27 protein-coding genes are annotated in these 26,193 nt (G+C 76.2%); 11 read left to right on the forward strand and 16 right to left on the reverse strand.

All coding sequences use genetic code 11. From position 1 onward, the window contains the following. Together KUM42_RS06240 and KUM42_RS06245 are read right to left on the reverse strand one after the other, a co-directional pair. Positions 1–756, reverse strand: coding sequence for a 2-phosphosulfolactate phosphatase (locus KUM42_RS06240; RefSeq protein ID WP_237495913.1), 756 nt, complete (start codon positions 754–756; stop codon positions 1–3). 40 nt (positions 757–796) lie between these two features. Beyond that, positions 797–1,675, reverse strand: coding sequence for a LysR family transcriptional regulator ArgP (locus tag KUM42_RS06245; protein WP_237495916.1), 879 nt, complete (start codon positions 1,673–1,675; stop codon positions 797–799). 77 nt (positions 1,676–1,752) lie between these two features. On the opposite strand from KUM42_RS06245, the gene KUM42_RS06250 reads away from it, so the two are divergent. Beyond that, a complete protein-coding gene (locus KUM42_RS06250) occupies positions 1,753–2,379 on the forward strand; it encodes a LysE/ArgO family amino acid transporter (RefSeq protein WP_237495918.1) in 627 nt (208 codons plus the stop codon). Positions 2,380–2,568: 189 nt separating this feature from the next. Further along, positions 2,569–2,985, forward strand: a complete 417-nt coding sequence (locus tag KUM42_RS06255) for a hypothetical protein (protein ID WP_237495919.1) — start codon at positions 2,569–2,571, stop codon at positions 2,983–2,985. Positions 2,986–2,989: 4 nt separating this feature from the next. Here the strand turns inward: KUM42_RS06255 and KUM42_RS06260 are convergent, their stop codons facing one another. The 5 genes from KUM42_RS06260 to KUM42_RS06280 all read right to left on the reverse strand — a co-directional run bounded on the left by KUM42_RS06260 (position 2,990) and on the right by KUM42_RS06280 (position 6,427). Next, positions 2,990–3,844, reverse strand: a complete 855-nt coding sequence (locus KUM42_RS06260; protein WP_237495921.1) for a PD-(D/E)XK nuclease family protein — start codon at positions 3,842–3,844, stop codon at positions 2,990–2,992. A gap of 32 nt (positions 3,845–3,876) precedes the next feature. Then, entirely contained in the window at positions 3,877–4,734 is an 858-nt protein-coding gene (locus tag KUM42_RS06265; RefSeq protein WP_237495923.1) for a PHP domain-containing protein, read from the reverse strand. Between the two features lie 41 nt (positions 4,735–4,775). Continuing rightward, a complete protein-coding gene (locus KUM42_RS06270; RefSeq protein WP_237495925.1) occupies positions 4,776–5,468 on the reverse strand; it encodes a PH domain-containing protein in 693 nt (230 codons plus the stop codon). A 6-nt stretch (positions 5,469–5,474) separates the two neighbouring features. Then, entirely contained in the window at positions 5,475–5,630 is a 156-nt protein-coding gene (locus KUM42_RS06275; protein ID WP_170311073.1) for a hypothetical protein, read from the reverse strand. A 173-nt stretch (positions 5,631–5,803) separates the two neighbouring features. Beyond that, positions 5,804–6,427 carry a DUF6758 family protein gene (locus KUM42_RS06280; RefSeq protein WP_237495927.1) on the reverse strand — a complete coding sequence of 208 codons (624 nt, stop codon included), beginning with the start codon at positions 6,425–6,427 and terminating at the stop codon, positions 5,804–5,806. 107 nt (positions 6,428–6,534) lie between these two features. On the opposite strand from KUM42_RS06280, the gene KUM42_RS06285 reads away from it, so the two are divergent. From KUM42_RS06285 to KUM42_RS06295, 3 genes are all read left to right on the forward strand, one after another. Then, positions 6,535–6,966: an NUDIX domain-containing protein gene (locus KUM42_RS06285; protein WP_237495929.1), complete on the forward strand. Its 432-nt coding sequence runs from the start codon at positions 6,535–6,537 to the stop codon at positions 6,964–6,966. A gap of 88 nt (positions 6,967–7,054) precedes the next feature. Further along, complete coding sequence (locus KUM42_RS06290; RefSeq protein ID WP_237495931.1) at positions 7,055–7,540, forward strand: hypothetical protein; 486 nt, start codon at positions 7,055–7,057, stop codon at positions 7,538–7,540. After that, the gene (locus KUM42_RS06295; protein ID WP_237495933.1) at positions 7,537–8,424 is read left to right on the forward strand and encodes an MFS transporter permease; all 888 of its coding nucleotides are present in this window, start codon (positions 7,537–7,539) and stop codon (positions 8,422–8,424) included. The genes KUM42_RS06290 and KUM42_RS06295 overlap by 4 nt, the downstream gene beginning before the upstream one ends. Before the next feature lie 21 nt (positions 8,425–8,445). Here KUM42_RS06295 and KUM42_RS06300 read toward each other — a convergent pair whose 3' ends face one another. Continuing rightward, positions 8,446–8,739, reverse strand: a complete 294-nt coding sequence (locus tag KUM42_RS06300) for a WXG100 family type VII secretion target (RefSeq protein ID WP_237495935.1) — start codon at positions 8,737–8,739, stop codon at positions 8,446–8,448. A gap of 179 nt (positions 8,740–8,918) precedes the next feature. Here KUM42_RS06300 and KUM42_RS06305 point away from each other — a divergent pair, with 179 nt between their 5' ends. Next, a complete protein-coding gene (locus KUM42_RS06305) occupies positions 8,919–13,004 on the forward strand; it encodes an FtsK/SpoIIIE domain-containing protein (protein WP_237495938.1) in 4,086 nt (1,361 codons plus the stop codon). A 67-nt stretch (positions 13,005–13,071) separates the two neighbouring features. On the opposite strand, the gene KUM42_RS06310 is transcribed toward KUM42_RS06305, so the two are convergent. From KUM42_RS06310 to KUM42_RS06325, 4 genes are all read right to left on the reverse strand, one after another. Continuing rightward, positions 13,072–13,575 carry a hypothetical protein gene (locus tag KUM42_RS06310; RefSeq protein WP_237495939.1) on the reverse strand — a complete coding sequence of 168 codons (504 nt, stop codon included), beginning with the start codon at positions 13,573–13,575 and terminating at the stop codon, positions 13,072–13,074. Between the two features lie 133 nt (positions 13,576–13,708). After that, the gene (locus KUM42_RS06315) at positions 13,709–15,109 is read right to left on the reverse strand and encodes a wax ester/triacylglycerol synthase family O-acyltransferase (protein ID WP_237495941.1); all 1,401 of its coding nucleotides are present in this window, start codon (positions 15,107–15,109) and stop codon (positions 13,709–13,711) included. An 80-nt stretch (positions 15,110–15,189) separates the two neighbouring features. Next, positions 15,190–16,470: a chromosome partitioning protein gene (locus KUM42_RS06320; RefSeq protein ID WP_237495943.1), complete on the reverse strand. Its 1,281-nt coding sequence runs from the start codon at positions 16,468–16,470 to the stop codon at positions 15,190–15,192. Continuing rightward, on the reverse strand, positions 16,470–17,228 hold the full coding sequence (locus KUM42_RS06325) for an SAF domain-containing protein (RefSeq protein ID WP_237495944.1): 759 nt from the start codon (positions 17,226–17,228) through the stop codon (positions 16,470–16,472). Before KUM42_RS06325 ends, KUM42_RS06320 begins: the two co-directional genes overlap by 1 nt. A 171-nt stretch (positions 17,229–17,399) precedes the next feature. Between KUM42_RS06325 and KUM42_RS06330 the strand changes: the two genes are divergently transcribed. Further along, positions 17,400–17,645 carry a helix-turn-helix domain-containing protein gene (locus tag KUM42_RS06330; RefSeq protein ID WP_237495945.1) on the forward strand — a complete coding sequence of 82 codons (246 nt, stop codon included), beginning with the start codon at positions 17,400–17,402 and terminating at the stop codon, positions 17,643–17,645. 186 nt (positions 17,646–17,831) lie between these two features. On the opposite strand, the gene KUM42_RS06335 is transcribed toward KUM42_RS06330, so the two are convergent. After that, complete coding sequence (locus KUM42_RS06335) at positions 17,832–18,386, reverse strand: hypothetical protein (protein WP_237495946.1); 555 nt, start codon at positions 18,384–18,386, stop codon at positions 17,832–17,834. Positions 18,387–18,479: 93 nt separating this feature from the next. Between KUM42_RS06335 and KUM42_RS06340 the strand changes: the two genes are divergently transcribed. Further along, positions 18,480–19,259, forward strand: coding sequence for a LysM peptidoglycan-binding domain-containing protein (locus tag KUM42_RS06340; protein WP_237495947.1), 780 nt, complete (start codon positions 18,480–18,482; stop codon positions 19,257–19,259). Positions 19,260–19,305: 46 nt separating this feature from the next. Continuing rightward, a complete protein-coding gene (locus KUM42_RS06345; RefSeq protein WP_237495948.1) occupies positions 19,306–19,878 on the forward strand; it encodes an Rv3235 family protein in 573 nt (190 codons plus the stop codon). A gap of 104 nt (positions 19,879–19,982) precedes the next feature. On the opposite strand, the gene secA is transcribed toward KUM42_RS06345, so the two are convergent. Next, entirely contained in the window at positions 19,983–23,072 is a 3,090-nt protein-coding gene (secA, locus tag KUM42_RS06350) for a preprotein translocase subunit SecA (protein WP_237495949.1), read from the reverse strand. Between the two features lie 90 nt (positions 23,073–23,162). On the opposite strand from secA, the gene KUM42_RS06355 reads away from it, so the two are divergent. Continuing rightward, a complete protein-coding gene (locus KUM42_RS06355; RefSeq protein WP_237495950.1) occupies positions 23,163–23,597 on the forward strand; it encodes a pyridoxamine 5'-phosphate oxidase family protein in 435 nt (144 codons plus the stop codon). A 5-nt stretch (positions 23,598–23,602) separates the two neighbouring features. After that, positions 23,603–24,157: a GNAT family N-acetyltransferase gene (locus KUM42_RS06360; protein WP_237495951.1), complete on the forward strand. Its 555-nt coding sequence runs from the start codon at positions 23,603–23,605 to the stop codon at positions 24,155–24,157. A gap of 364 nt (positions 24,158–24,521) precedes the next feature. On the opposite strand, the gene hpf is transcribed toward KUM42_RS06360, so the two are convergent. After that, complete coding sequence (hpf, locus tag KUM42_RS06365) at positions 24,522–25,259, reverse strand: ribosome hibernation-promoting factor, HPF/YfiA family (RefSeq protein ID WP_237495952.1); 738 nt, start codon at positions 25,257–25,259, stop codon at positions 24,522–24,524. Between the two features lie 89 nt (positions 25,260–25,348). Continuing rightward, entirely contained in the window at positions 25,349–26,131 is a 783-nt protein-coding gene (locus KUM42_RS06370; RefSeq protein ID WP_237495953.1) for a ComF family protein, read from the reverse strand. Between the last annotated feature and the right edge of the window lie 62 nt (positions 26,132–26,193).

The raw sequence follows: 26,193 nt of genomic DNA on the forward strand, positions 1-26,193 counted from the left end.
TCAGGCACCGTCGACGAACACATCGCCCTGGAGGACCGGCACACACCGGCTGGTGCCGGCCTCCGCGGCGATGTCCACGTCGCCGCGGAAACCGGCCCGGACCAGTTCCTGACCGCTGACGCAGGCCAGCAAGCTGTTCCCGACGTCGTCTGCGACGGCGCGCCAGGCAGCGCGGGCGCTGACCGCCTCGGGTGACACCTCGTCCCAGCCGGCACGGGCGAGGTGGTCGATCACGGCTCCAGCGCCCCAGGCGTCCTCCACTGCAGGGCGGAGCCCGCCGTCGGGCCACTGCTCGCCCGCAGCCACCACGGCGACCGTCGTCCGTGCCGGGTCGTGACGGTCGGCGATCCAGGTCGCGACGGCCTCGGCGTTCCGCAGGCTCGCGCCCACACAGCTCCCACGTCCCTCGCTCAGGCGCTGCGCGATCGTCGACCCGTTCGGCGACGGGAGCACCAGCCGCTCCGGCAGCCGGGGACGCCGGAGCGTCGCGGGCGAGAGGCTGATCTCGCCGGGGCGGGCCCGAGAGCGACCGACCGCCAGGACCGCGTCCCTCGTACGCGCGTGCTCGACGGCCCGGGCGTCGTCCCACCGGAAGGGCAGCACGGCGACGCCGGCGTCGACGGCGACCGTCAAGGTGGTGGTGAAGGAGAGCACGTCGACCACCACCGCGACGTCGGCCCGTCGGGCGATCGCAGTGGCGCCGGCGAGGCCCCAGTCGAAGCGCAGTCCGTGACCCTGTTGCCGCTGTGCCTCCACCTGCCGAGTCTGGCAGTGGCGGCCGCCGCACGCCCCCGCGTCAGGCGAGCTGGTCGAGGTGCCGTCGGGCGGCGGTCAGGACAGCGGCGGCGACCCGGTCGAGGGACGGCGAGCGCAGCCGCCACTGCTGCCAGTGCAGGACGACGTCGACGCCCCTGGCCGGGTCGAGCTCGACGAGTGCGCCGGGCGGCTCCTGCTGGCGCGGCACCATCCCCCAGCCGAAGCCGAGGGTGACCGCGGTGATGTAGTCGACCGAGGCCGGCACGTGGTGCAGCGGCGGGGCCTGCGGGTCGACGCCGCGCGAGCGCAGGTAGCCGTGCTGCAGGTCGTCGGTGCGGTCGAACACGACCACCGGTGCCCGCGACAGCGCCTCGGCGGTCACGCCGTCGCCGAACCACCGGTCGGTGAACGCCGGGGTGGCCATCGGCCGGTAGCGCATGCCGCCCAGCCGCGTCACCGTGCAGCCGGGCACCGGGACGTCGTCGGCGGTCACCGCGGCGGTCACCCGGCCCTCGCGCAGCAGGGCGGCGGTGTGCTCCTGGTCCTGCACGTGCAGGTCGAAGGCCAGCTCGTCGGCCAGCGGGGCGAGCGCCGGCAGCACCCAGGTGGCCATCGAGTCGGCGTTGAGCGCGATGGGCAGGGTGACCGGCCGGTCGCCGTCCTCGGGCGCGAGCTCGCGGGCGGCGTCGGCGGCCAGCAGCGCGACCTGGCGGGCCAGCCGCAGCACGGGCTGCCCGGACTCGGTCACCTGCACCGGCCTGCTGCGCACCAGCAGGACCCGTCCGGTCGCCGCCTCCAGCGCCTTGAGCCGCTGGCTGATCGCACTCGGCGTCACGTGCAGCGCGCGGGCCGCCCCGTCGAGGGTGCCGGCGGTGACCGTCGCGTCGAACGCGCGCAGCTGGGCGAGGTCGAGGTCCACCCGGCCATTAGAGGCGCTTCAGGTGCATCAGGAAAGACAGCTGGAGTCACGGCCACCCGGCTCCTAGCGTGAGCGGCATGTCGAACGCCCTGCTCGCCGCCGCCGCCGGACTCGGGCTGGGCCTGTCGCTGATCGTCGCCATCGGTGCCCAGAACGCGTTCGTGCTGCGGCAGGGGCTGCGCGTCGAGCACGTGACCGCGGTCGTCGCCGTCTGCCTGCTGTCCGACGTCGTGCTGATCGCGGCCGGCGTGAGCGGCGCCGGGGCTCTGGTCACCCGGGCGCCGGGCGTGCTGACCGTCGTCTGCTTCGCCGGCGCGGCGTTCCTGCTGGTCTACGGGCTGATGGCCGCCCGGCGGGCGCTGCGGCCCGGCGCCCTGCTCACCGACGCCGCCGGCAACCGCACCAGCGCCACGGTCGCGGTGACCACGGCGCTCGCGCTGACCTGGCTCAACCCGCACGTCTACCTGGACACCGTGGTGCTGCTCGGCTCGCTGTCGAGCACCTACGGCGACCGCCGGTGGGCCTTCGGCGTCGGTGCGGCGGTGGCCAGCGCGCTGTGGTTCACCGGCCTGGGGTTCGGCGCCCGGCTGCTGCGGCCGGTGTTCGCCCGCCCGGCCGCCTGGCGGGTGCTGGACGCGGTGATCGCGGTGGTGATGCTGGCACTGGCGGTCTCCCTCGCCGTCCGCGGCGCGACCGGCGGCTGACCCTGGCGCCACCCGGTCACCGGCCGCTACGGTGCCCGCCATGACTGCCGGGTCGGCTCATCGCCGCGCACGGATCGGGTGCCCGGCCGGCACCTGATGCCGGCGCGGGCCCGCAGCCCGCCCGATGAGGGAGCAGCGCTCTCCCGGCCGCGATCCCGCTGCCGGGTCCTCTCTCGTCCAGGAGTCCCCGTGCCCACTGCCCTGCACCACATGATCGTCCCGGTGTCCGTCCGGGACGCCGCCGTCGCCTGGTTCGTCGACCTGCTGGAGCTGCGCGAGCCGTGGCTCAACGGCTTCTTCTCCAGCGTCCAGCTCGACGACCACCTCGTCCTCAACTTCGCCGCCGCGCCGCGGCCCGAGCCGCTGCACCTGGCCTTCCTGGTCGACGACGAGCACTTCGACCGGGTGCGAGCGCGCTTCGACGCGGACGGGACGCTGTACACCGCCGACCCAGCCGGGCGCCGTCCGCACGAGGTCGGGGCGGTGGACCTCGACGGCAGCGGACGGCGGCTGTACTTCCGCGGGCCCGACGGCCACCTGCTGGAGGTGCTGACGGCGCGGTACACCGACGTCCCGGTGGCCTCGGCCAGCGCGCCGCCGGCCTAGCGGCTCAGTCGGCCGGGGCCGGCTCGGTGGGCAGGAAGCTCCACGTCTCCCGGGCCGGTGCTGCCGCCTGGCCGGTCGGGCAGCTGGACCGGAAGTCGCACCAGCTGCACTGCTGCCCGGGCACCGGCGGGAAGGCGGCGTCCACGTCGGCGCCGCCCTCCAGGGCCTCGGTCGCGGTGGTGATGTCGTGCGCGATGTCCTCGGCCCGGCGCACGTGGTTGGCCAGCGAGCGCTCGGTGTGCTCGAAGGCCGCGACCGTGCCCGAGGGCAGGTGGTGCAGCTCGACCCGGCTGCAGGCACGGCGCAGCGTGCGCCGGACACCCAGCACGTACAGCGCCAGCGCCGGGGAGCTCCGGGCGTCGTCCTCGGTGCTCGGCGTGCGGCCGGTCTTGTAGTCGACGACCACCAGCTCGTCGCCGCGCCGGTCGATGCGGTCGACGCGGCCGGACAGCGCCAGCGCCCCGGTGGTGGCCCCGACCGTGCGCTCGGTGCCGGCCGGCTCGTCGGTCGGGTCGAGCTCGGCGACGTAGTCGGTGAGCCACCCGGCCGCCTTGGCCCGCCAGGTCTGCGCCTGCTCGCCGTCGCGGAACCCGGCCGGTGACCAGCCGCTGTAGAGCAGCTGGCGGGCCGCGGACGCCGTGCGCTTCTCGACCGGGAGGTCCCACCACGAGCGCAGGGCGGCGTGCACCGCGGCGCCCACCGTGTTGTGCGCCCAGGCCGGGCCGCGGGGCGGGCGGGGCTGGGTCAGGTAGGCGAAGCGGTAGCGGCGCGGGCAGTCCGCGAACGTGGCCAGCTTGCTGGGGGTGCAGGAGAACAGCCGCTTGGGCATGCCCGGCATCTCCAGCTGGTCACCCACCACGGCCGCCACGGTAACCCGCGGGTACGACGGTCTCAGTCGGTCAGCACGGTCGTGCCGGTGCCGGCGGCGAGCAGTGCGGCGTACTGGTCGGGCGCGGTCGTGCAGGCCGCGATCGGCGTCCTCTTGTTGGTGCCGTGGTAGTCGCTGGACCCGGTGCACAGCAACCCCAGCCGGTCGGCGAGCACCCGCAGGTGCGCCCGCTGGTCGGGGGTGTGGTCGGGGTGGTCGACCTCCAGGCCGAGCAGCCCGCCGGCGGCCATCGCCTCGATCGCGGCGTCGTCGACGACCCGGCCGCGCGAGGTGGCCAGCCCGTGGGCGAACACCGGCACGCCGCCGGCCGCACGCACCAGCGCGATGCCGTCGAGAACCTCGGTGTCGGCCTTGGCCGCGTAGTACGGGCTGCGGTGGTGCAGCAGGCTGGCGAAGGCCTCGTCGACCGAGCCGACGACGCCGGCCTCGACGAGCGCGCGGGCCACGTGCGGGCGGCCCACCACCCCGCCGGCGCTGCGGGCCAGCACCTCCTCCCACACCACCGGGTGGCCGTCGGCGGCCAGCGCACGCACGATCCGCTCGCCGCGGCTGAGCCGCTCGGCCCGCAGCCGGGCGCGCTCGGCGGCGAAGGCGGGGTGGTCGGGGTCGAAGAGGTAGGCCAGCAGGTGGACGGCGACCGGCGGCCCCTCGACTCCCGTCCAGGCGCAGGACAGCTCCATGCCCGGGACGACGGTCAGCCCGGGCGGGCGGGCGGCGGCCGCGGCAGCCCAGCCGGCGGTGGTGTCGTGGTCGGTGAGGGCGACGACGTCCAGCCCCGCAGCGGCCGCGGTGGCGACGAGCTCGGCGGGGCTCTCGGTGCCGTCGGACACCGAGGAGTGGGTGTGCAGGTCGATGCGCACGCCCCCAGCCTGCCGCACGCCCGTCCCCGGCCGCCGACCGGTCACTCGTCCTGCGGGTCGGGGAAGCGGGTGGGCCGCAGCCGCGGGATCGGCGCGGTGTCGTGCCGGCGTCCGTTCGTCAGCGGCCGGGGCATCAGCTGCTCGGGTGCGTCGGGCTCACCGCGGTCGTCGGCGGCCAGCGAGCCGTCGGCGTCCTCGTCGGAGCTGACCGGGTTGGTGGTCTGGTCGGTGCCGAACATCAGCTCCGACAGCCGCTTGTAGAGGGCGTTGGCGTGCGGCATGTAGTCGATGACGTCCAGCCCCTGGGACTGCCCGGCGGACTCGAACCGGAAGGTGCCGTAGCCGAGGATCTGTCCCCAGAAGGTCTCCTTCCAGGTCAGGTCGGTGATCCGGCGCAGCGGCATGACCGCCACGGTGCGGATGATCACGCCCGACGTCAGCAGCACGCGGCGCCGGGTGACCAGGAAGTGCCGCACCCACCACTCGGCGACGTGCAGGGCCAGGTAGCCCAGCGCGCCGAGGACGACGACCAGGCCGACGACGGCCGAGACCCGGTTGGTGGGGTCCAGCTGCAGGACCCAGACCCCGACGGCCAGCGCGGGGACGCCGCGGATCAGCGGCCGGGCGAGCACCGCCGGGTGCCGGCGGGTGGCGATGACGGGCGGCTCGTCCGAGAGCAGGTACTTCTCGGCGTCCTTGCCCCAGCGGGGCCTGCGGGTGCGCGGGCCGGACACGACCGGCTAGACGAGCGAGCCCACGAAGGCCGACAGCGAGGCGGCCGCGTCACCGAGGGCCGAGCCCGCGCTGCGCACGATGCCGGCGGCGTCCTCGGGGCGCTGGATGACGTAGAAGACCACGAAGGCGACGGCCAGCCAGGTGAGCACCTTCTTCAGCACGTGCGCGTCCTTCCTCAGGCGGCCAGGCGGCCCACGTCGGCGCGCCGACAGCAGGTCACCACGACGGCCAGCGGGACCGCGCCCCATGAGTAACAGCCGTCCCGCCGCGAGCACCAGCCGCCACGCCGGGGAGGGACGACGAATCCGCTGGTCGCCGCCCGTCGTCCAGCTGCTCAACGGCCGGGCAGCAGCCGGTCGGTCGGAGGTCCCAGCGGCAGATCGGGGTACACCCGGTCGCGCAGGTCGAGCAGGGACAGGTCCTCGGCCAGCAGCCAGGCCGCCGACGCGGGCCACGTGACCAGCCACAGCCACACGCCCTGGGCCTCCCCCACGTAGGCGGCCCGGTCGTCGACGGTCGGCACCGCCCACAGCGGCGCCCGCTGGCCGGAGGCCTCGATCCCGGCGTGGGAGGGCCCGGACACCAGGTCACCGGGGTCGACGCCGGGCAGCCCGGCGTAGCCGCAGCCCAGGCCGGTGCCCGGCTCCTCGGCGACGAGCACCATCTCGGCCGGGCCGCCCACGGGCCCGGGGCCGGCGAGGGCGACGACGATCGCCCGGGCGCCGGGCTCACCGCCCCACGCGAGCCCGGTGACCGCCCAGCCGCCGGGCAGCGGGTCGGGCACCCAGGCCGGGACGCGCGCGTCGGCGCAGACGGCGCTGATCGCGTCGTGGGCGAGGACGGCGGTGTGGTGCAGCGGGGTGACGGCGGCGTGCACGTGACACCAGCCCTCACCCGTCGAACCGGGGCGGACCTGCAGGACCTCCCCGCACCGCGGGCACACCGGGGACACGCTCATGGCCGCTCACCGTCCTGTTCTGCTGGCGCCGCGTCAAGCATCGGGCACCGCGACGCTGCCCGCGCCACGGGGGCGGGTGCCGGGGGCGGCGGCCGTAGCCTGCGGGCGTGGACGAACCGGCTCCGGACGACGCCAGGCCCGAGGTGCCGTGCGTGGGCGCGGTGGTGCACGACGCGCAGGGCCGGCTGCTGCTGATCCGCCGCGGGCACGCTCCCAGTGCCGGGCTGTGGTCGGTGCCCGGTGGGCGGATGGAGGCCGGGGAGACCCAGGAGCAGGCCGTCGTCCGGGAGCTGGCCGAGGAGACCGGGCTGGCGGTGCGGCCGGTGCGGCCGCTGGGCGCGGTGCGCATCGACGGGGACGGCGTGGTCTTCCTGGTCACCGACTGGCTGTGCACGCTCGCCGACCCCGGTCAGCAGCCGGTCGCCGGTGACGACGCGGACGATGCGGCGTTCGTCGACACCACCGGGCTCGCTGCGCTGGACATGGCGCCCGGGGTGGTCACCGCGCTCTCGGGCTGGGACGTCCTCCCCCGCTCCTGACCGCGCTGGTGCGGCGGATGGGGCCGGTGGGCCGGGTCCGCGCCGCCGGTCACCCCGTGCGGACAGGCGGCGAACCTACGATGCCCGCGTGCAGCTGCTGTCCGCTCCCGACCCGACGGAGCAGGTCGAGGTCGTCCGGCTGCCCCGTGCCGCCCGCGCGTGGCGGCTGGCCGTCGCCGGCGTCGTGCTGGCCCTGACCCTGGCCGGCACGGCGTGGGGCTCCGACGACGACTTCCCCGTCGGCCCGTTCCTGATGTACGCCGGCCGCGCCGGCAACGACGCCCCGGTCGGCTCGACCCGGGTGGTCGGGCTGACCGCCGACGGCACCGAGGTGCCGATGTCCGGCGGTGAGGTGGGGCTGCGCCGGGCGGAGTTCGAGGGGCAGCTCGGCCGGGTCATCGACCACCCCGAGCTGCTCGGAGAGCTCGGCGAGGCCTACGTGCAGCGCAACCCCTCGGCCGAACCGCTGGTGCGGGTCGACGTGGTCCAACGGGACTTCGAGCTGCGCGACGGTGTGCAGACCGGCGCCTTCACCGACCACGTCGTGGTCAGCTCCCCCGTCGAGGCGGGATGAGCACCGCCGTGGCGAGCCCGACGGCCGCCCCCGCCCGCGACCGCTGGTTCTTCCGCCCCGTGCCGCTGGCCCGGATCGCGGTCTACCGGGTCATCGCCTACCTGTTCATCCCGATCGACGTGTTCGCCACCACGACGTTCGTGCGCGCGCACGCCGACGTGCCGACCGCCTGGTACCAGCCGATGCTGGTCGCCCGCCTGCTGCACCTGCCCACCCCGACGCACACGGTCGTGCTCGTCGTGCAGTGGGCGCTGGTGCTCACCGCCCTCGCCGCCGCGACCGGCCGCGCCCCGCGCGTGCTGGGGCTGACCGTCTTCGCCCTCTACTTCGAGTGGATGGTCATCGCGATGAGCTACGGGAAGGTGGACCACGACCGGTTCGCCTTCCTGGTCGCCCTGGCCGTGCTGCCCACCATCGGCCGGGCGCACGTCCGGGACCGGCGCTCCTCGGAGGCCGCCGGCTGGGCGATGGCCTGCGTGCTGGTGGCGGTGATGCTCACCTACTTCCTGGCCTTCTGGGCCAAGATGCGCTTCGGCGGCTGGAACTGGGCCACCGGCGCCACGCTGACCTGGGCGGTGATCCGCCGCGGCACCCCGCTGTCGAACTGGACGCTGGACGTGCCGTGGCTGCTGCCCGCATCCCAGTGGCTGATGCTGGCGTTCGAGGCGCTGACCCCGCTGATGCTGCTGGTCCGCCGCGACCGGGCCCGGATCGCCCTCGTGGTCTTCCTGCTCGGCTTCCACGTGATGGTCTTCGCCGGCGTGACGATCATCTTCCTGCCGCACTGCATCGCGATCGTCTCGATCCTGCCGTGGGAGCGGCTCGTCGGAGCACACCGCCGGGGAGCCGGCACCGCATCTCCGACGAGCCCGCTCCCGGGCTGACCCGGTCTCCCCGGCGGAGGGTCAGAGCAGCGCGCCGATCCGGGCCGCCATCTCGCTCTCGTGCTGCTGGTAGGCCGAGGCGACGTTGTTCAGCAGCTGACCCATGCCGGTCAGCGCGTCGCTGACCCCCTGGCTGGACAGCCGCCACTTCTCGTACAGCTCGCTGAACTGCACCGCGGCCTGGCTGTCGGTCCAGCCCTCCAGCACCGAGCTGTTGATCCCCGCCGACAGCGTGGCGTGCCGGGCGGTGGTGTCCGCGGCCTCCGCCTGGCACTGCCCGGCCATCGTGTTGAGCGTCGCGATGTCGACCTTCATGGCTCCTCCTCTGGTCCGGGCACGTCCCGGTGGGCTCAGAAGGTAGGGCGGCCCCGGCTCACCGGGCCGGCGCTGTCCACAGCCCGGGCCCCCGTCCACAGATCCGGCGCAGGGCCCCCACGGCGGGCCGGGCGGCGGCAGCATCCCTGCGTGCGTTCCTCCTGCCCGCGGCACCGGCCGTGACCCCACCCGACCGGGAGCCCGCCGTCCGGACCTGGACCGTGCACGGGCTCGGGGGAGCCGTCGACGTCGACGTCCGGGCACCGGACGACGCCTCGCTCGCCGACGTGCTCGGCCCGCTCGGGCACCAGCTGGGGGCGCCGGGCGCACTGCTGTGGTCGGGGTCGGGCGCCCTGCCGGTCGACACCCCGCTGACCGCCGCCCCGCTGCGCCACGGTGCCGTGCTGGGGCTGGGGCGTCCCGGGCCGCGCCCCAGCCCCAGCACCGGGTCCGGCGCCCTGGAGCTGCACGTGGTGGGCGGCCCGGACGCCGGGCGAGCGCTCCCGCTGGAGCAGGGCGACCTGGTGCTGGGGCGCGGCGCCGGGTGCGCGCTGCCGCTCGCCGACCCGGACGTCTCCCGTCGGCACGCGGTCGTCTCGGTGGCCGAGGGACGGGTGCGGGTGGCCGACCTCGGCTCGTCCAACGGGTCGTCGCTGACCGCCGGGCCGGGCGGGCCGGTCCGGCTGACGGCAGAGCTCCGGGAGTGGCCGGTCGGCGCCACGCTGCGGCTCGGCGCGAGCGCACTGCGGCTGACCGGGCCCCGGGGCGCGACCCTGCAGTGCTCCCCCGCTCCCGGCGGCCGGGTCCTCGTGCGGCCGCTGCGAGCCGTGCCGGGGCCGACGGGCGCCGGTGAGGTGCGCCTGCCGGCCCCGCCGCCCGAGGTCCCGCGCCGGCGCCTGGGCTGGGTGGCCGTCCTGCTGCCCGCGGTCGGCGGCGTGCTGATGGCCTGGCTGCTGTCGGCGCCGCACTTCCTGTTCTTCGCCCTGCTCAGCCCGGTGGTCGCGGTGGCGACCTGGTCCTCCGACCGGCTGTCCGGACGCCGCGCCCGCCGTCGCGACGTCGCCGAGCACGCGGCCGCGCTGGCCGGTGCGCACGCCGAGCTCGACGCCGCGGTGGCCGCCGACCTCGCCGCCCGGGACGAGGCGCACCCGGACCCGGCGCGGCTGACCGCTGCGGCCCGCCGGCGGTCCAGCCCGCTGTGGTCCCGCGGCGGGGACGAGGTCCTGCTGACCCGCCTCGGCACCGGCCCCGGCACGACGGCTGTGACCCGGATCGACCCCGACGGCTCTCGGGCGCCGGCGCGGACCGGGCACGTGCCCGTCACCGTGCCGCTGGCCGGCACCGGCGGTCTGGGGATCGTCGGGCCGCGGCCGGTCGCCCTCGCCGCCGCCCGCGCGCTCGTGTGCCAGCTCGCGGTCCTGGTCCCCCCGTCCGACCTGCGCATCGTGCTGCTCTGCGGGTCCCGGGAGGCGGTGGACTGGCGGTGGGCCCGGTGGCTGCCGCACCTGGTCGCCAGCCGGACCGACGCGACGTCACCGCTCCCCGAGCTCCTCGGGCCCGGGGGCGGCGGCGGACCGCACACGCTCGTGCTGCTCGACGGCCCCCTCGACCAGCCGACCGCGGCGGCGGTGGCCGGCGCGCCCGGCGTCCTGCGTCTCGACCTCGCCGACACCGAGCCCGGGCTGGCCCTCCCCGCCCTGGCCCGGCTCCAGGTGACCGGCGAGACCGGCACCACGGCACGACTGCGCATGCCCTGCGCGGACCAGGAACAGCTGCTCACCCTGGACGCCACGACCGAGGGCACCGCCGAGCGGCTCGCCCGCGACCTCGCCGCACTGGCCGGGCCGGTGCGCGCCGGCGGACTGCCCGACGCCGCACGGCTGCTCGACCTGCCCGCCGACGGGCTGTCGCTGGCCGCGGGGGCCGAGCGCACCGGTGGGAGCTGGTCCCGCACGCGGGCCCGCCTCACCGCGGTCCTGGGCGCCACCGACCAGGGACCGCTGTCGATCGACCTGGTCGCCGACGGGCCGCATGCCCTGGTCGCCGGCACCACCGGGTCGGGGAAGTCCGAGCTGCTGCAGACACTGGTGGCCAGCCTCGCGCTGCACCACCCGCCGGACCGCTGCAGCTTCCTGCTGGTCGACTACAAGGGCGGCGCGGCCTTCGGCGAGGCCGCCGCCCTGCCGCACACCGTCGGCGTGCTGACCGACCTGGACCCGCAGTCCACGGCGCGGGCGTTGCGCTCGTTGTCCGCGGAGCTCACGCGGCGCGAACGGCTGCTCGCCGAGCACGGCGCGCGCGACCTCGACCAGGTGCCGGCCGAGGTCCCCGCCGGCCGGCTGGTGATCGTCGTCGACGAGTTCGCGACGCTCGCCGAGGAGCTGCCCGGGTTCGTCACCGGTCTCGTCGGCATCGCCCAGCGCGGCCGCTCGCTCGGCGTCCACCTGGTGCTGGCCACCCAGCGTCCCGCCGGCGTGGTCAGCCCCGAGATCCGGGCCAACTGCTCGCTGCGGATCTGCCTGCGCACCACCGACGAGGGCGACGCCCGCGACGTGCTCGGCAGCACGCTGCCCGCCGCGCTGCCCCCCGACCGACCGGGCCGGGCCTACCTGCGCGCCGGCAACGGCGCCCCGGTCCTGCTCCAGGTGGCGCGGGTGTCGACCGGGGCCGACGCGGCGGGCGCACCCGTCTCGGTCACCCGCCGTCCGTGGCCCGCGGTGCCCACCCTGCCCCGGACGCCCGGTGCGGTGACCGGGCCGACCGACCTGCAGCGGCTGGTCCGCGCCGTGGGCGACCGGGCGCGGGCCGACGGCACCGCTGCGCCCGACCGGCCGTGGCTGCCACCGCTGCCCGACCGGTTGCCGGCCACCGCACTGGACCCCACGACGGCGGGGACGCCCGCGACCGTGCTGCGGATCGGGCTGCAGGACTCCCCCGATGCGCAGCTGCAGTCCCCGCTGGAGCTCGACCTGGCCGCGGGCGGAGGCTGGCTGCTCGTCGGCGGCCCCCGCAGCGGGCGCAGCACCGCCCTGCAGACGGTCGTCGGCGAGGCGGTGCACCAGCTGCCCCCGGCCCGGCTCCAGGTGCACGCCCTGGACCACGGCGGCGGCGCGGTCCAGGCCCTGGTCGCCGGCCTCCCGCACGCGGGCACCACCGTCGGCCGGGACGACGCGCACCGCAGCGTGCGGCTGGTGGCCCGGCTGGTCGCCGAGGTCGACCGCCGCCGGGCCGGCGCGACGGGCGAGGAGCCGCTCCTGCTGCTGCTCGTCGACGGCTGGGAGAGCCTGACGGCCCAGCTGGAGGAGGCCGACCCGGCGGCCGGTGCGGGCGGCCTGCTGCGGCTGGTGCGCGACGGCGCGGCGGTGGGGCTGACCGTCGTGCTCACCGCCGAGCGGGCGGTCCCGGGCAGCCGGCTGGCCTCCGCCGTGCGCAGCCGGCTGGTGCTGCCGCTGCCCGACCGCGCCGACTACGCGGTGGCCGGGATCGCGGCCCGCGCCGTCCCGGGTCGCCGCCCACCCGGCCGGGCGCTGCTGGGTGAGGACGCCGTCGAGTGTCAGCTGGCCCTGCCCCGGCTGCCGGTGGACCCCTGCGCCCGGCCTGCCGCCACCTCGACGCTCCGGGTCGTGGAGCTGCCCGCCGACCCCGAGCTGCCCCTGCCCCCGGTCGACGACGGCACCGCGGGCGGGCTGGCGCTGCTCCTGGGGCCCGGTGGTGACGACGGCGGACCCGTCGAGATCGACGTCTCCCGGACCGGCGGGCTGCTGGTCGTCGGCCCGCCGGGCAGCGGGCGGTCCGCCACGCTGCAGGCCCTCGGCCGGCACTGCCGGGCGGCCGGTGTCCCGGTGGTCGCGCTGGTGGCCCCGCGCGACGCCGGTGACGGCGGCATCTCCCGCAGCGACGCCGCGGGGTTGCGCGCCTGGGTCGCCGCGCAGGACGGCCGGCGTGCGGTCGTACTCGCCGACGACCTGCCGGCCCTGCCCGACGACGTCGCCGACGTGCTGGGCGCCGCGGGTGGTCAGCTGCTGGTGCTGGCCTCCGGCACGGCCGCGGAGCTCGCCGCCTCGTTCCGGGGGGCTGCGGTCGGCCTGCGGCGCAGCCGCACCGCCCTGCTGCTCCGCCCAGCGGTCGGTGACGCCGAGCTGCTCGGGCTGCGGGTGCCCCGCACCCCGCTCCCGGCCCGGCCGGGCTCGGGCTGGCTGGTGGACGCCCGCGGCGCGACGCGGGTCCAGGTCGCCCGCCACCGGACGGAGGCGGGCGAGCGGTGAGCCCGCCTCCGGGGAGACGGGAGGTGCGCCCGCCGGCGGAGCAGAGCGGGCGGGTGTCCCGCCGGGGTCAGAGCAGCTCGAGTGCGGGGCCGATCTCCTGCGTGGCGTACCAGGCCAGCTCGTGGCCCTCGGCCTGGTCGACGACGAACTGGGCGTCGGTGCTGCCGAGGTCGGCCTCCAGCACCACGCCCACCGCGGCCCGCACGTCGTCCTCGGCCTCGGCGACGTCGATGTGCGCGCTGGCGATGTCGGACCGGCCGACGTCGGCGGTGGTGCGCGCAGCGCCCGGGTCCGCACCCTCGTCGACGATCGGGGTGATCGTCGACTCCGGGACGTCGGCGGCCAGCACCACGCGGCGCCGGGCCGCACCCGGGTCGACGTCCATCAGGCGCAGGCTGGCCCGCGCCGCGGCGATGAGGGCGGCGTACTCGAGCTCCTCGTCGTCCTCGCTGAGCTCGTAGGCCTCCCGCAGCTGCGGAGTGACCGTGAAGACGGTGAGCGGGCCGGTCAGCCGGCCCTCGTCCAGCAACCGCTGCAGCACGGTCGTCGTGGCCGGCAGGTACACGCGCACCCCGGTTCGCCTCCTCAGTCGTGTGACAGCGACACCAACGTCACCGGCCCGGCGATCTTCCCAGGCGACCCTCCCGCGCCCTGCCGCGCGTCGACCCGCCCCCTGCGCAGAGCCTCTGCGGAGGGGTCCTCCATCAGGCGGTGGCCGCCTCGACCAGCTGGCCGACCTCCTGCTCGATCAGGTCGGCCAGCACGTCGACGTCGCTGACGCTGTCGCGGTCGCCGTTGAGGCCCACGTACACCGTCCCGTCGTAGCTGGTCAGCCCGATCGCCAGGCCCTGCCCGCGCACCAGCGGCACGACGGGGAACACCTCGGCCATCCGGGCACCGCCGGCGTACAGCGGGACCTGCGGGCCGGGCACGTTGATCACCACCAGGTTGAACAGCCGCCGGGACAGCCCGCTGGCCGCCCGCGCGCCGAGGGCGTGCAGCGTGGGCGGCGCGAAGCCCGACAGCGCGCTGAGTGTCCCCGCCCCGACCGACTGCCCGCTGGGCGCGACGCCGCGCATGGCGTAGCTGATCCGGGTCAGCCGCACCCGGGGGTTGGGCTCGCCGACGGGGAGGTCGACCAGGAACGACCGCACCTCCCCCGCCGCGGCGTCGTCCTCACCGCGCACCGACACCGGCACGAGCGCGCGCACCGTCGTGCTGCTGACGACCGGCTCGCCCCGGGACAGCAGCCACTCGCGCAGTGCGCCGGTGATGACGGTGAGCAGCACGTCGTTGACCGTGCCGCCGTGCGCGGCCCGCACGACCCGCAGGTCGTCGAGGGTCGCCCGGGCGACCGCGACCCGCCGCTGACGGCCGATCGGGGCGTTCAGGGAGCTGGCCGGTGCCGGCGAGACCGCCGTCCGGGCCAGCGCCGCGGCCAGCCCACCGGCCACCCCGGCCCAGCGCACCGCCGTCGCCCGCACGTCGCCGACGGCGGTGCGCGCGGTCTCCAGCACGTCGGAGGGGCGCCGCAGGTAGTCCTCGACGGCCTCCCAGACCAGCGCCGCTGCACCCGGCGGGCGGCGCGGCAGCCACGGGTCGGCCGCGGGCAGCGGGGTGGTGCCCGCCGCGGGGTCGGGGTCGAGGATGACCTGGGCGATGTCGATCGCGCCCAGTCCGTCGACCAGCGCCGGGTGGGTCTTGGTGACGACGGCGGTGCGGTCGCCGGCCAACCCCTCCACGAGGTACATCTCCCAGAGCGGACGGCTGCGGTCCAGCGGCCGGGCGGTCAGCCGGGCGACCAGGTCCAGCAGCTGCTCCTCGGTGCCGGGCCGAGGCAGCGCCGACCGACGCACGTGGTAGCCGAGGTCGAAGTCGGGGTCGTCGACCCAGGCGGGGTTGGCCAGGTGCCCGGGCACCTCGACCACCTTCTGCCGGTACCGCGGCACCAGCGGCAGGCGTGCACGCACCAGCTCGACGAGCGTCTCGAGGTCGAACTCGCCGGACGGGCGGTCCAGCACCAGGACGGCGCCGACGTGCATCGGGGTGCCGGGCTCTTCCAGGTACAGGAAGGACGCATCCAACGCGGTCAGCCGATCGACCACCGTGACCCTCCTCACCGCCGGGGCCCTCACGCTACGGGCGATGACCAGCTCCTCTCCCCCGGGGGTGTCCGGCCCAGCGGTCAGGCCCGGCGGCGTCCGCGGCGGCCGGCGGGGGCGGGCACCCCGGCCAGCCCGGCGGCCAGCGTGCGGAGCGCGGCCCGCAGCGGCGACCCGGGCGCGGCCTCGGCCAGCGTCCGGCCGGCGGCGAGTGCGGCGTCGGTGGCCCGACGGTCGGCGGGCAGGAAGGCGTGCACCTGCCGGCCGGTGAACCGGTCGAGCGCCGCGGTGATCTCGCGCTGCGGGTCACCGGGGACCGGGCCGCGCCGCACCTGGTTGACCACCACGAGCGGCTCGACGTCGGGCAGCACGTCGCGCAGCTCGCCCAGTGCGCGGACGGTGCGCTGCAGGGCGACCGGGTCGGCCCCGCTGACGCAGAGCACCTCGTCGGCGGCGGCGAGGACGGCGAGGGTCGCCCCGTTGCGGCGGGGCGCGGCGGTGTCGAAGGACAGCTCCTCGTCCTCCTCCACCGCGAACCCGCAGTCGACGACGGTGAGGGCGGCGAGCCGGCGGGCCTCCTCGAGCACGACCTCCACGCCGGAGGGGCGCAGTTCCGGCCACCGGTCGGCACGGGCCAGCCCGGTGAGCACCCGCAGCTGCGGGGTGACGGCCCACGCCAGCCGGGCCAGGGCGGCGAGGTCGAGCGTGCCAGCCGAGGCCTGCCGGGTGGCGGCGACCAGGCCCGGGGACTCGTCGAGCAGGCCGAGCACCTGGGCGACGACGCCCCCGTACACGTCGGCGTCGACCAGCAGCGTCGACACGTCCAGGCGGGCGGCCTCGTCGGCCAGGGCGACCGCGACCGTCGTCCGGCCCGGCGCCCCGGTCGGGCCCCACACCGCGACCACCCGGCCACGGCCGGCCGGGCGGGCCGACTCGGCAGGCGGCAGCCCGAGCACCGGCAGGGCGGCGCGCGGGTCGCCGACCTCGTGCCCGGCCGTGAGCTCGCCGGTCACGGCCTCGCGCAGCGCGCGGGCGATCGTCTCGGGGTCGGCGTCGGCGGACAGCACCCGCCCGACGCCCCACTGGCGCAGCCGGTCGGTGGCGCGGGTGTCCCCCGGCTCGACCAGCCCGACGACGGCGATGCCGGCGGCGGTGAGCCGGGCGACCGCGGCGCCGTCGAGCCGGCGGAGCTCGGCCGAGAGCAGCACCGCCTGGCCGGTGCCGGTCGTGGCGGCCGCCAGCAGGTCGCCGACGTCGACGCACCGGCGGACGACGGTGACGCCGTGGTCCTCGCGGTCCAGGGCGCCCACCAGCTCGGACTCCCAGGCCGCCCCGGTGACGGCGGTGAAGACCTGCAGCGCCATCAGCCGGTCGGCCCGGCCGGTGCGGCACCCGCGGCGGGCCCGGCCGGGGCCAGGGCGGGCCCGGCCGGGGCGGAGTCGACGGAACTGCGGACGACGACCACCAGACCCCGGCCGCCGATCGCGGCGAGCACCCGAGGCGTCTCCTGCGCACCGACGGCCACCACCACCTGCAGGGTGGTCGAGGACGTCGACAGGACGCCCTCACCCCGGCCGGTCACCGCCTGCACGGGCGCCCCGGAGAGGACCAGGTCGACGTCCCCACCGGTGGCGGCGTCGGCGCCGACGGCGGGGTCGGCGACGGCGTAGACGTCGATCAGCTGGCCGCGGGCCAGCGCGGGCGGGACGTAGCCGGCCTGCACGGGCAGCGCCAGCTGGACCTGGCCCGAGGACTCCTCGAGCACCGAGCGGGGCAGCAGCTCACCGGCGCGCACCGCGCGGGCCAGCACCCGTCCGCCCGGCCGCGTACTGGTGGCCAGGTAGGAGCCGGCGACGTCGTCGAGCCGCACGGAGACCGCGACGAGGTCGTCCTCGGCCAGCACCGTGCCCGCGGCCAGGTCACCGGCCGCCGACCAGACCGGCACCGTGGCGTCCGCGGAGCTCACCACCCGCGCGCCGATCAGCACCGAGCCCAGCACGAGCAGGACGCCGAGCACCAGCCGCAGGTCCAGCCACCGGGGTGGGCGGACCCGTCGCGGTGCCGGCCCGCCCGGGACGGCGTCGGTGCGGGCGGCTGTCGCCGCCGCGGTGGGCACGCTCATCGATCGGATCCCTCGCCTGTCGACCTGACCCGCGGACGGTCGCGGACGGCGATCATGACCGAGCCGGCAGGGCCCGTGCAGCCGTTGTCCACACCTTCGGGTGGACGCCGGAGGGCCATGTCACCCGGCTGCCACACTGGCGGGGCACCTTCGACGGGAGAAGACCACCCCATGGCCACCCAGCGGTTCCACACCCTCGACGACGTCGCGGAGATCCTCAACGTGTCCTGGTCGCAGGCCTACGCGATGGTGCGCCGCCGGGAGCTGCGGGCGATCCAGGTCGGTGGCCGCGGCCAGTGGCGGGTGGAGAAGGACGAGCTGGAGCGCTTCATCCAGCAGAAGTACGCCGAGGCCAGCGGCACCCTCGCCACCGAGGAGCCGGTCCGCGACGACGTGGACGCCGACTCCACCCGCTGACCGCCCGCACGCCGGCCTGACACCCCGCGGCCCGGTGACCCGCAGGCCCCCTGACCCGACGACCCACTGACCCGCAGACCCACTGACCCGCCGGCCTCTTGACACGCCGGCCCCTGGGCCGGCGGCCCGCTGGTGCACGGTCCCCGGTCCGCTGGATCACGGTCCCCGGCCCCGGGGCGGCCTGGCTCAGGCCGTGCGCACGGCCACCACGGCCGGCAGCGCGATCGCCCGCACCCCGGTCACCGCGCCCCGGCGGCGGGGCGCGTCCAGCGGGTGCTCGGCCAGCTCGACGAAGTCCGCACCCACGCGGTCGATGGTGCCGGTGAGCACCCCGCCGTCGCCCAGCAGGCACTGCACCGCCGCCCGGTCCCGGGCCAGGCCCCGCAGCGCCCGGCGCAGGTCCAGGTGCCGGTCGACCGCGCTCTCCTCCCCCGCCGGCGCGGTCACCGCGGTCAGCCCGGCGACCGCGGCGACGGCCCTCTGGGCGACCAGCAGCTCGCGCTCGCCGGCCTCGGCGAGCAGCACCCAGTCGACGCCGACGTCGACCACCCGCCCGGCGAGCTCCCCCACCCCCGGGCAGCGCAGCGACACCTGACCGCCCCGCGCGCCCCGCAGCCGGTCGGCCAGTCGCACCTGTCCGTGCTCGGCCCGCGCGCGCGACGGCGCCTCGAGGCGTGCGTCAGCTGCCTCCTGCTCCGCGAACTGTGCCTCGAGGTCGGTGAAGAGCTGCTCCCAGCGCATGTCGGCAGGCTAGCTCGTCCACAAGTCTTTGCGTTTGGTTGCGTTTGCGTGCGTTCGTGGTGTTCTGTTGGCCGCAACAAACGGGGAGGTGCCGTGTCGGTACGACGGTGGGCCGCGACGAACGCGGTCATGGGGCTGGTCGCCTGGGCGCTGCTGGTGCTCGGGCCCGCGCCGGCGGAGCTGCGCGCCGCGCTGAGCGACCCGCAGGGCCTGGTGGACACCGCCGGTGCCGACGCGCTCGTCGTCGTCGGCGTCGGCGCACTCGCCTGGCTCTGCTGGGCGTGGGGTGCTCTCGGGCTGCTGCTGACCGCCGCCTCCACCGTCCCCGGGTGGGCCGGACAGGTCGCCGCCGTCCTGCTCCGGGGCGTGCTGCCCGCCGGCGCCCGACGGGCAGCAGCCCTCGCGATCGGTGTGGGGCTGAGCGCTGTGGGCCCGACCGTGCTGCCGGCGGTGCTCAGCCCGTCGATCGCCGTCGCCACCGCGAGCGAGACCGCTCCCGGCGTCCGGCTCGACTGGCCCGCGACCGCCCCGGCCGCCGACGCCGACGCCGCGGCCGCGACCGGGCAGTCCACCCCCGCGGCCGGGCCGCCGGCCCCTGCAGCCGGGCAGTCCGGCCCTGCGGCCGGGCCGCCCACCGCTCCTGCGGCCGACCTCGACTGGCCTGCGCTCGCAGCCGGGGAGCACGTCGTCGTCCGCGGCGACTGCCTGTGGGACATCGCCGAGGCCTGGCTCGCCGAGCAGCACCCCGGCACCGCGGTCCCCGCCCCCGAGGTCGCCCGTGCCGTGCACGCCTGGTGGCAGGCGAACACCGACGTCCTGGGCGCCGACCCCGACCTGCTGCTGCCCGGTCAGGTCCTCCGCCCACCCGTTTGACCGCACCCGCCCGCCGACCGACCGCACCGTCCCCAGGAGAGCCGCCATGACCGCATCCCCGCACCTCGCCCCGTCGCCGGGCCGCGCTGCCGACCCGGCCCACCGCCGGCTGCGGCTGGTCGTCGTCCCCACGCCCGGGCCGCCGCTGGAGGACGAGACGACACCGGTGCGCCTGCTGGTGCCCGGCCGGCGCACCGCCCGGCCCACGCCCGTACCCGGCCCGCGCCCCCGGATGGACCAGGCGGAGCTGCGCGCGGAGGACACCGCGGACTTCGGCCCCGTCTGGTCCCGGCGGGCCGAGCTGCCCGACGCCCAGGCGGCTGGCCGCCGGCTCGTGACGCTCACCCTGGAGGCCTTCGCCGGACGGCGGTCGCTCGGTCAGCTGCAGGCCCTGGTCAGCCCACCGCTGTTCAGCGCGCTCTCCGCGGGCCGTCGGCCGCGCTGGTGCACCGAGGGGACGGCCCCGCTGCTGATCAGCTCGGTCCGGGTGTGCGAGCCGGTCGACGGGGTGGCCGAGGTCAGCGCGGTGGCCCGGCGGGGCGGGCGGGCGCACGCCGTCGCCGCCCGGCTGGAGGGCATCGACGGCCGCTGGCGCTGCACTGCTCTGCAGATCGGCTGACGGAGGACTCCCTCCGCCCACCCCTCGCGGGGCCGGTCCGACCCCGGACAGCAGGACGCCCCGCCGACCGGGTGGTCGACGGGGCGTCCTGGGACGTCAGGGCATCACGCGCCCGCGACGCCGTGGCACTGCTTGAACTTCTTGCCCGAGCCGCAGGGGCAGGGCGCGTTGCGCGGGGTGTCCTTGGTGCCGGTCACGGTCACCGACTTCGCGGCCTTGGCCGGACCCGACTCCTTGGGCGAGGCGTCCAGGCTGGGAGCGCTGTAGCTCAGCGACTCCTGCTTCGGCGCCCCCAGCCCCTTGACCCCGAGGTCGGGGCCGGTGCCCGTGCCCGAGGTCTCCGGCTCGGCGGTCACCGTGGCGGTGGCCGGCGCGGGCTTGCGGGTGCGCCGCGCCGAGCTCGTCGTCGTCCCGGCGCCGTTGCCGTTGCTCGACGGCGCAGGAGCAGCGGGCGCCTCGGCGGCAGCCGGGGCCTCGGCGGCCGGCGCCGTCCCGTTGCCGTTGGAGGACGGGGCCTCGACCGGCGCGGCGGTCACCGCGGCCTGCGCCGCGGCGGCCTGGGCAGCAGCGGCCTGGGCAGCAGCCGCCTGGGCGGCAGCCTGGCGGGCGAGCACGGCCTGGGTACCGGCCTGCGCGCGGACGAGCGCCTCGGCCTCGGCCGCTGCCTGCTTCTCGGCGGCCTCCGCCTCCTGCTGCGCCTGGCTCTTGACCTCGAGGTTGAACAGGAATCCGACGGACTCCTCCTTGATGCCGTCGAGCATCGCGTTGAACATGTCGAAGCCCTCGCGCTGGTACTCCACGACCGGGTCGCGGTTGGCCATCGCGCGCAGGTGGATGCCGGCCCGCAGGTAGTCCATCTCGTAGAGGTGCTCGCGCCACTTGCGGTCCAGCACGCTCAGCAGCACGCGCCGCTCCAGCTCGCGCATGACCTCCGAGCCGAGGGCCTCCTCACGGGAGTCGTAGGCCCGGTGGACGTCGGCGAGCAGCTCGGTCTTGAGGTCGTCGGCGCTCAGCGCGGACTGGTCGCCGTCGGCGATCCGGTCCAGCATCTCCTGCTGGTCCAGGCCCACGGGGTACAGCGCCTTGAGGCCGGTCCACAGCTGGTCGAGGTCCCAGTCCTCGGCGTACCCGGTCTCGGTCGCGCCGCTGACGTAGGCGGTGACGACGTCGTCGACCATCGTCTGCACCTGCACGTGCAGGTCCTCACCGTCGAGGACCTTCCGGCGCTCGTCGTAGATGACGGTGCGCTGGCGGTTGAGCACCTCGTCGTACTTCAGGACGTCCTTGCGGACCTCGAAGTTCTGCTGCTCGACCTGGGTCTGGGCCGACCGGATCGCCCGGCTGACCATCTTGGACTCGATCGGCTGGTCCTCCGGCACGCGGAGGGTGTTCATCATCGACTCGAGCATCGGGCCGTTGAAGCGCCGCATCAGGTCGTCGCCCAGCGACAGGTAGAACCGGGACTCACCCGGGTCGCCCTGACGGCCGGAGCGGCCACGCAGCTGGTTGTCGATGCGCCGGCTCTCGTGCCGCTCGGTGCCGAGCACGTACAGCCCGCCGACCTCGGCCACCTGGTCGTGCTCGGCCTTGACCTGCGACTTGGCGGCGGCGACCGCGTCGTCCCAGGCCGCCTCGTACTCCTCCGGCGTCTCCGCGGGCGAGAGGCCCTTGGCGCGCAGCTGCTCGTCGGCGATGAACTCGGAGTTGCCGCCGAGCTGGATGTCGGTACCGCGACCGGCCATGTTGGTGGCCACGGTGACCGCGCCCAGCCGACCGGCCATGGCGATGATCGAGGCCTCACGCGCGTGGTTCTTCGCGTTGAGCACCTCGTGCGGGATCCCGCGCTTGAGCAGGTACTTCGCCAGCTCCTCGGACTTCTCGACGCTCGCGGTGCCCACCAGGACCGGCTGGCCGGCCTCGTGGCGCTCGGCGATGTCGTCGACGACCGCGGTGAACTTCGCCTTCTCCGTCTTGTAGATGACGTCGGCGCGGTCCTCGCGGACCATCGGCCGGTTCGTGGGGATCGGCACCACGCCCAGCTTGTAGGTCTGGTTGAGCTCGGCGGCCTCGGTCTGGGCCGTGCCGGTCATGCCCGAGAGCTTGTCGTAGAGCCGGAAGTAGTTCTGCAGCGTGATCGTGGCGAGGGTCTGGTTCTCGTCCTTGATCTCCACGCGCTCCTTGGCCTCGATGGCCTGGTGCATGCCCTCGTTGTAGCGGCGCCCGGCCAGCACGCGGCCGGTGAACTCGTCGACGATGAGGACCTCGCCGTTGGTGACGATGTACTGCTGGTCCTTCTTGAACAGCTCCTTGGCCTTCAGGGCGTTGTTCAGGTAGCCGATCAGCGGGGTGTTGACCGCCTCGTAGAGGTTGTCGATGCCCAGCTGGTCCTCGACGAACTCCACGCCCTCCTCGGAGACGGCGACCGTGCGCTTGGCCTCCTCGACCTCGTAGTGCCGGTCGCGCTTCATCAGCGGGGCGATGCGGGCGAACTCGCCGTACCACTTGGCACTGGTCTCGGCCGGGCCGCTGATGATCAGCGGGGTGCGGGCCTCGTCGATGAGGATCGAGTCGACCTCGTCGACGATCGCGTAGGCGTGCCCGCGCTGCACCAGGTCGCCCTTGGCCCAGGCCATGTTGTCGCGCAGGTAGTCGAAGCCGAACTCGTTGTTCGTGCCGTAGGTGATGTCGCAGGCGTACTGCTCGCGCCGCTCAGCCGGCTGCTGGCCGGACACGATCGTGCCGACGGTGAGGCCGAGGAAGCGGTGGATGCGCCCCATGGTCTCGGCGTCACGGGCGGCCAGGTAGTCGTTGGTCGTGACGATGTGCACGCCCTCGCCCGGCAGGGCGTTGAGGTAGGCGGCCAGCACACCGGTGAGCGTCTTGCCCTCACCGGTCTTCATCTCGGCGATGTTGCCGAGGTGGAGCGCGGCGCCACCCATCATCTGCACCGGGTAGTGCCGCTGGCCCAGCGTGCGGCCGGCCGCCTCGCGGACGACGGAGAACGCCTCGGGCAGCAGCAGGTCGAGGCTCTCGCCGTCGGCGTACCGCTCCTTGAACTCGTCGGTCTTGGCGCGCAGCTCGGCGTCGGTCAGCGCGGCGGTGTCGGCCTCGTGGAGGTCGACCGCGTCGGCGATCTTGGACAGCCGTCGGAGGATCTTGCCCTCACCGGCACGCAGGATCTTGTTGAACACCACGGCACCAGCGTAGGCGGCGAACCCGTGAACTGGTCCACGCGGCGACGGATCTCCCTACCCGGGCGCGCCCGCTCCGTACCGTCGGGAAGCGTGTCCTCCACCGCAGACTCCCCCGCACCCCTCCTCGGGCCCGGGCTGGTGGCCTTCTTCACCGAACGTCACCTGGCCACGCTCACCACGCTCCGCGCCGACGGCAGCCCGCACGTCGTCCCGGTCGGGGTGACCCTGGACCCGGCGACCGGCACCGCCCGGGTGATCACCTCGGGCACCACGGCCAAGGCCCGGCACGTGCGCGACGGGCAGTCCCGCGTGGCGGTCTGCCAGGTCGACGGCGCCTGCTGGACGACGCTGGAGGGGACGGCGGTGGTGCGGGACGACGCCGCGTCGGTCGCCGACGCCGAGGCCCGCTACGCCGCCCGCTACCGGCAGCCCCGCGAGAACCCGGCGCGGGTGGTGCTGGAGATCTCGGTGGACAGGGTGCTGGGCAACGCGGAACGTCACCGGGGCCCGGCGACCGAGGAGTGAGCGGCATGGACCTGAGCGGCATCGACCTGACCACCGAGACCGTGCGCACCGAGCGACTCGTGCTGCGGCCCTTCCGCCCGGACGACGTCGACGCGGTGTTCACCGCCTGCCAGGACCCGGAGATCCCGCGGTGGATCGCCGCGGTCGGCGTCCCCTACACCCGGGAGGACGCCGCCGCGTTCGTCACCGGCGAGGCGCCCACCCAGCGCCGTGAGGGCACCGGGCTGACCGTCGCGATCGAGGCCGACGGCGTGCTGGTCGGCGCCAGCGGCGTCCAGCGGATCGGCCAGCACCCGATCGGCCCGGAGGTCGGCTACTGGATCGCCCCCCAGGCCCGTGGGCACGGGTACGCCGCCGAGGCCGCACACGCCCTGGCCGACTGGGCGATCGGGCTGGGGGCGCCGCGGGTGTACCTGGTGGCCGACGTGGCGAACACCGGCTCGCAGGCGGTCGCCGTCCGGGCCGGGTTCGCCCGCGAGGGCGTGCTGCGCTCCTACCTGCACTACCGCGACGGCCGCCGCGCCGACGCGGCCCTGTTCTCCCGCCTCCCCGGCGACTGACGCCCAGGGGTCTGGCCACCGCAGCGACCGGTGGGCCGTGTCGGGCAGCGGCCCACCGGTCGGCCAGGCGGCTGGACCCGCCTCGGCCAGGCGGCCGGACCCCGCCTCGGCCAGGCGGCCGGACCCTGCCTCGGCCAGGCGGCCGGACCCTGCCTCGGGCACGGACCGCGCGAGATCTGCGATCTCGTGGCGTCCCGGGCCCGGAGGCCACGAGATCGCAGATCTCACCACCACAGCAGGGCCCGGGCGGGCGGCGGGCCGCCGCAGCAGGGCCCGGGCGTCCGAGCCGCCGCACCGGCAGGACCCGGACGTGCGGCGAGCCGCCCTCCGCGGTGCGGAGGACGGCTCGCCGGGTGTGCTGGGGTCAGGCGTGCGCGGGTTCGCGCTCGGGCGCCGCGGCGCCGTCGGGCGAGCCGACGGAGGCCCCGAGCCGGATCAGCCCGTAGTCGAAGGCGTGCCGTCGGTAGACGACCGAGGGCTGGCCGGTGTCGGCGCACAGGAACAGGAAGAAGTCGTGCCCGACGAGCTCCATCTCGTAGAGCGCCTGGTCCACGTGCATGGGCGTGGCCTGGTGCACCTTCTCGCGCACGATCTGCCCGGGCAGGTGCTCGTCGAGGTCGGTCACCAGCGGACCGTCGACCAGGGCGGCCTCGATCGACTGTGACGGCTCGCCGACGGTCGCCGGCTCAGGGGTGCCCGAGGGACCGGCGGCGTCGCCGACCGGGGCGGTGGCGTCCACCGGGGTGACGTCGGCCGGGACTCCCCCGACCCGCACGCTGGGCGGGGTGTGCCGGCCGTGGTGGACCCGGCGGCGGTCGTTGGCCCGCCGCATCCGGTTCTCCAGCTTGCCGGCCGCGAGCTCCAGGGCCGCGTAGAAGTCCGGCGCACACGCCTCCGCGCGGGCCACCGGGCCCTTGCCGCGCAGGGTGATCTCCACGCGCTGGCAGTTCGCGGACTGGCGTGGGTTCTTCTCGTGCAGCAACTCGACGTCGATGCGGATGACCTTGCTGTCGAAGCGTTCGAGCTGGCCGACCTTGTCCTCCACCTTCTGGCGGAAGTGCTCGGGCACCTCGACGTTGCGTCCTCGGACCACGATCTCCATCTGACCTCCCGGTCGAGCGGGTGATCTCTCTCACGCTAGCCGTCCCGCGGCCGTCCCGACACCGGGAGGAGCGACCGACCTCGTCCGGTTCACCCCCGCACGGTGAAGGTCGCAGGTGAGCGGCGCGGAGCCGGCCGCACGACCCGGCGCTCGGTGGCCGCGACGACCGCGGCGAGCACCGCCTCGGCCGGCCCGGCGGGTGCCCCGGCGGCCAGGGCCCGGGCCGCCTCGGTGAGCGTGGCCCCGCTGGTGGCGACGTCGTCGACCAGCACCAGCCGGCTCCCCGGTGGCAGCGGCACGGGCAGCCGGTGGAACCGGCCGGCGAGGTTGGCCCGCCGGGCTGCGGCGTCCAGGCCCGCGGAGTCGCGGGTGCGCCCGGCCCGGCCCAGCAGCGGCACCACCGTCGCCGCCAGTCCGGCGGCGGTCAGCTCGGTGACGGCGTGGGCGGCCAGCTCGCGCACCTGGTCGCGCCCGCGACGCCGCACGGCCGCCGGGGCGGTGGGCACCGGCACCAGCACGACCGGGCCCGCGGGAGCCGGTACTGCGGCGAGCACGGCGACCACCGCCAGGGCCAGCGCGGTGCCCAGCGGTGCGCCCAGCTCGGCGCGGCCGTGCTCTTTGAAGGCCAGCACGGCCGGGCGCACCGGTCCGGCGTAGGCGCCGGCGGCCACCGTCGGCGGGAAGCCGGGCGGGTGGCGGCGCGGCTCGGCCAGCCGGGGCCGGGCCAGCCGGCTGCGGCACGCCGCACACAGCACCGCACCGGGGCGGGTGCAGCCGGCGCACACCCGCGGCAGCACCAGGTCCGACAGCGCCCGTCCCCCGGCCCGCAGCAGCCCCGGCGGGCCGTCGTCCGTCGTCCTGGCCGGTCGCACGCCGTCCACCCTGCCCGGCACACGGCCGCAGGGCCCGGGCCGGCGAACGGCTGGGGACCGGG

The organism is Modestobacter sp. L9-4, assembly GCF_019112525.1.
In the GTDB taxonomy this organism is placed as follows: Bacteria; Actinomycetota; Actinomycetes; order Mycobacteriales; family Geodermatophilaceae; genus Modestobacter.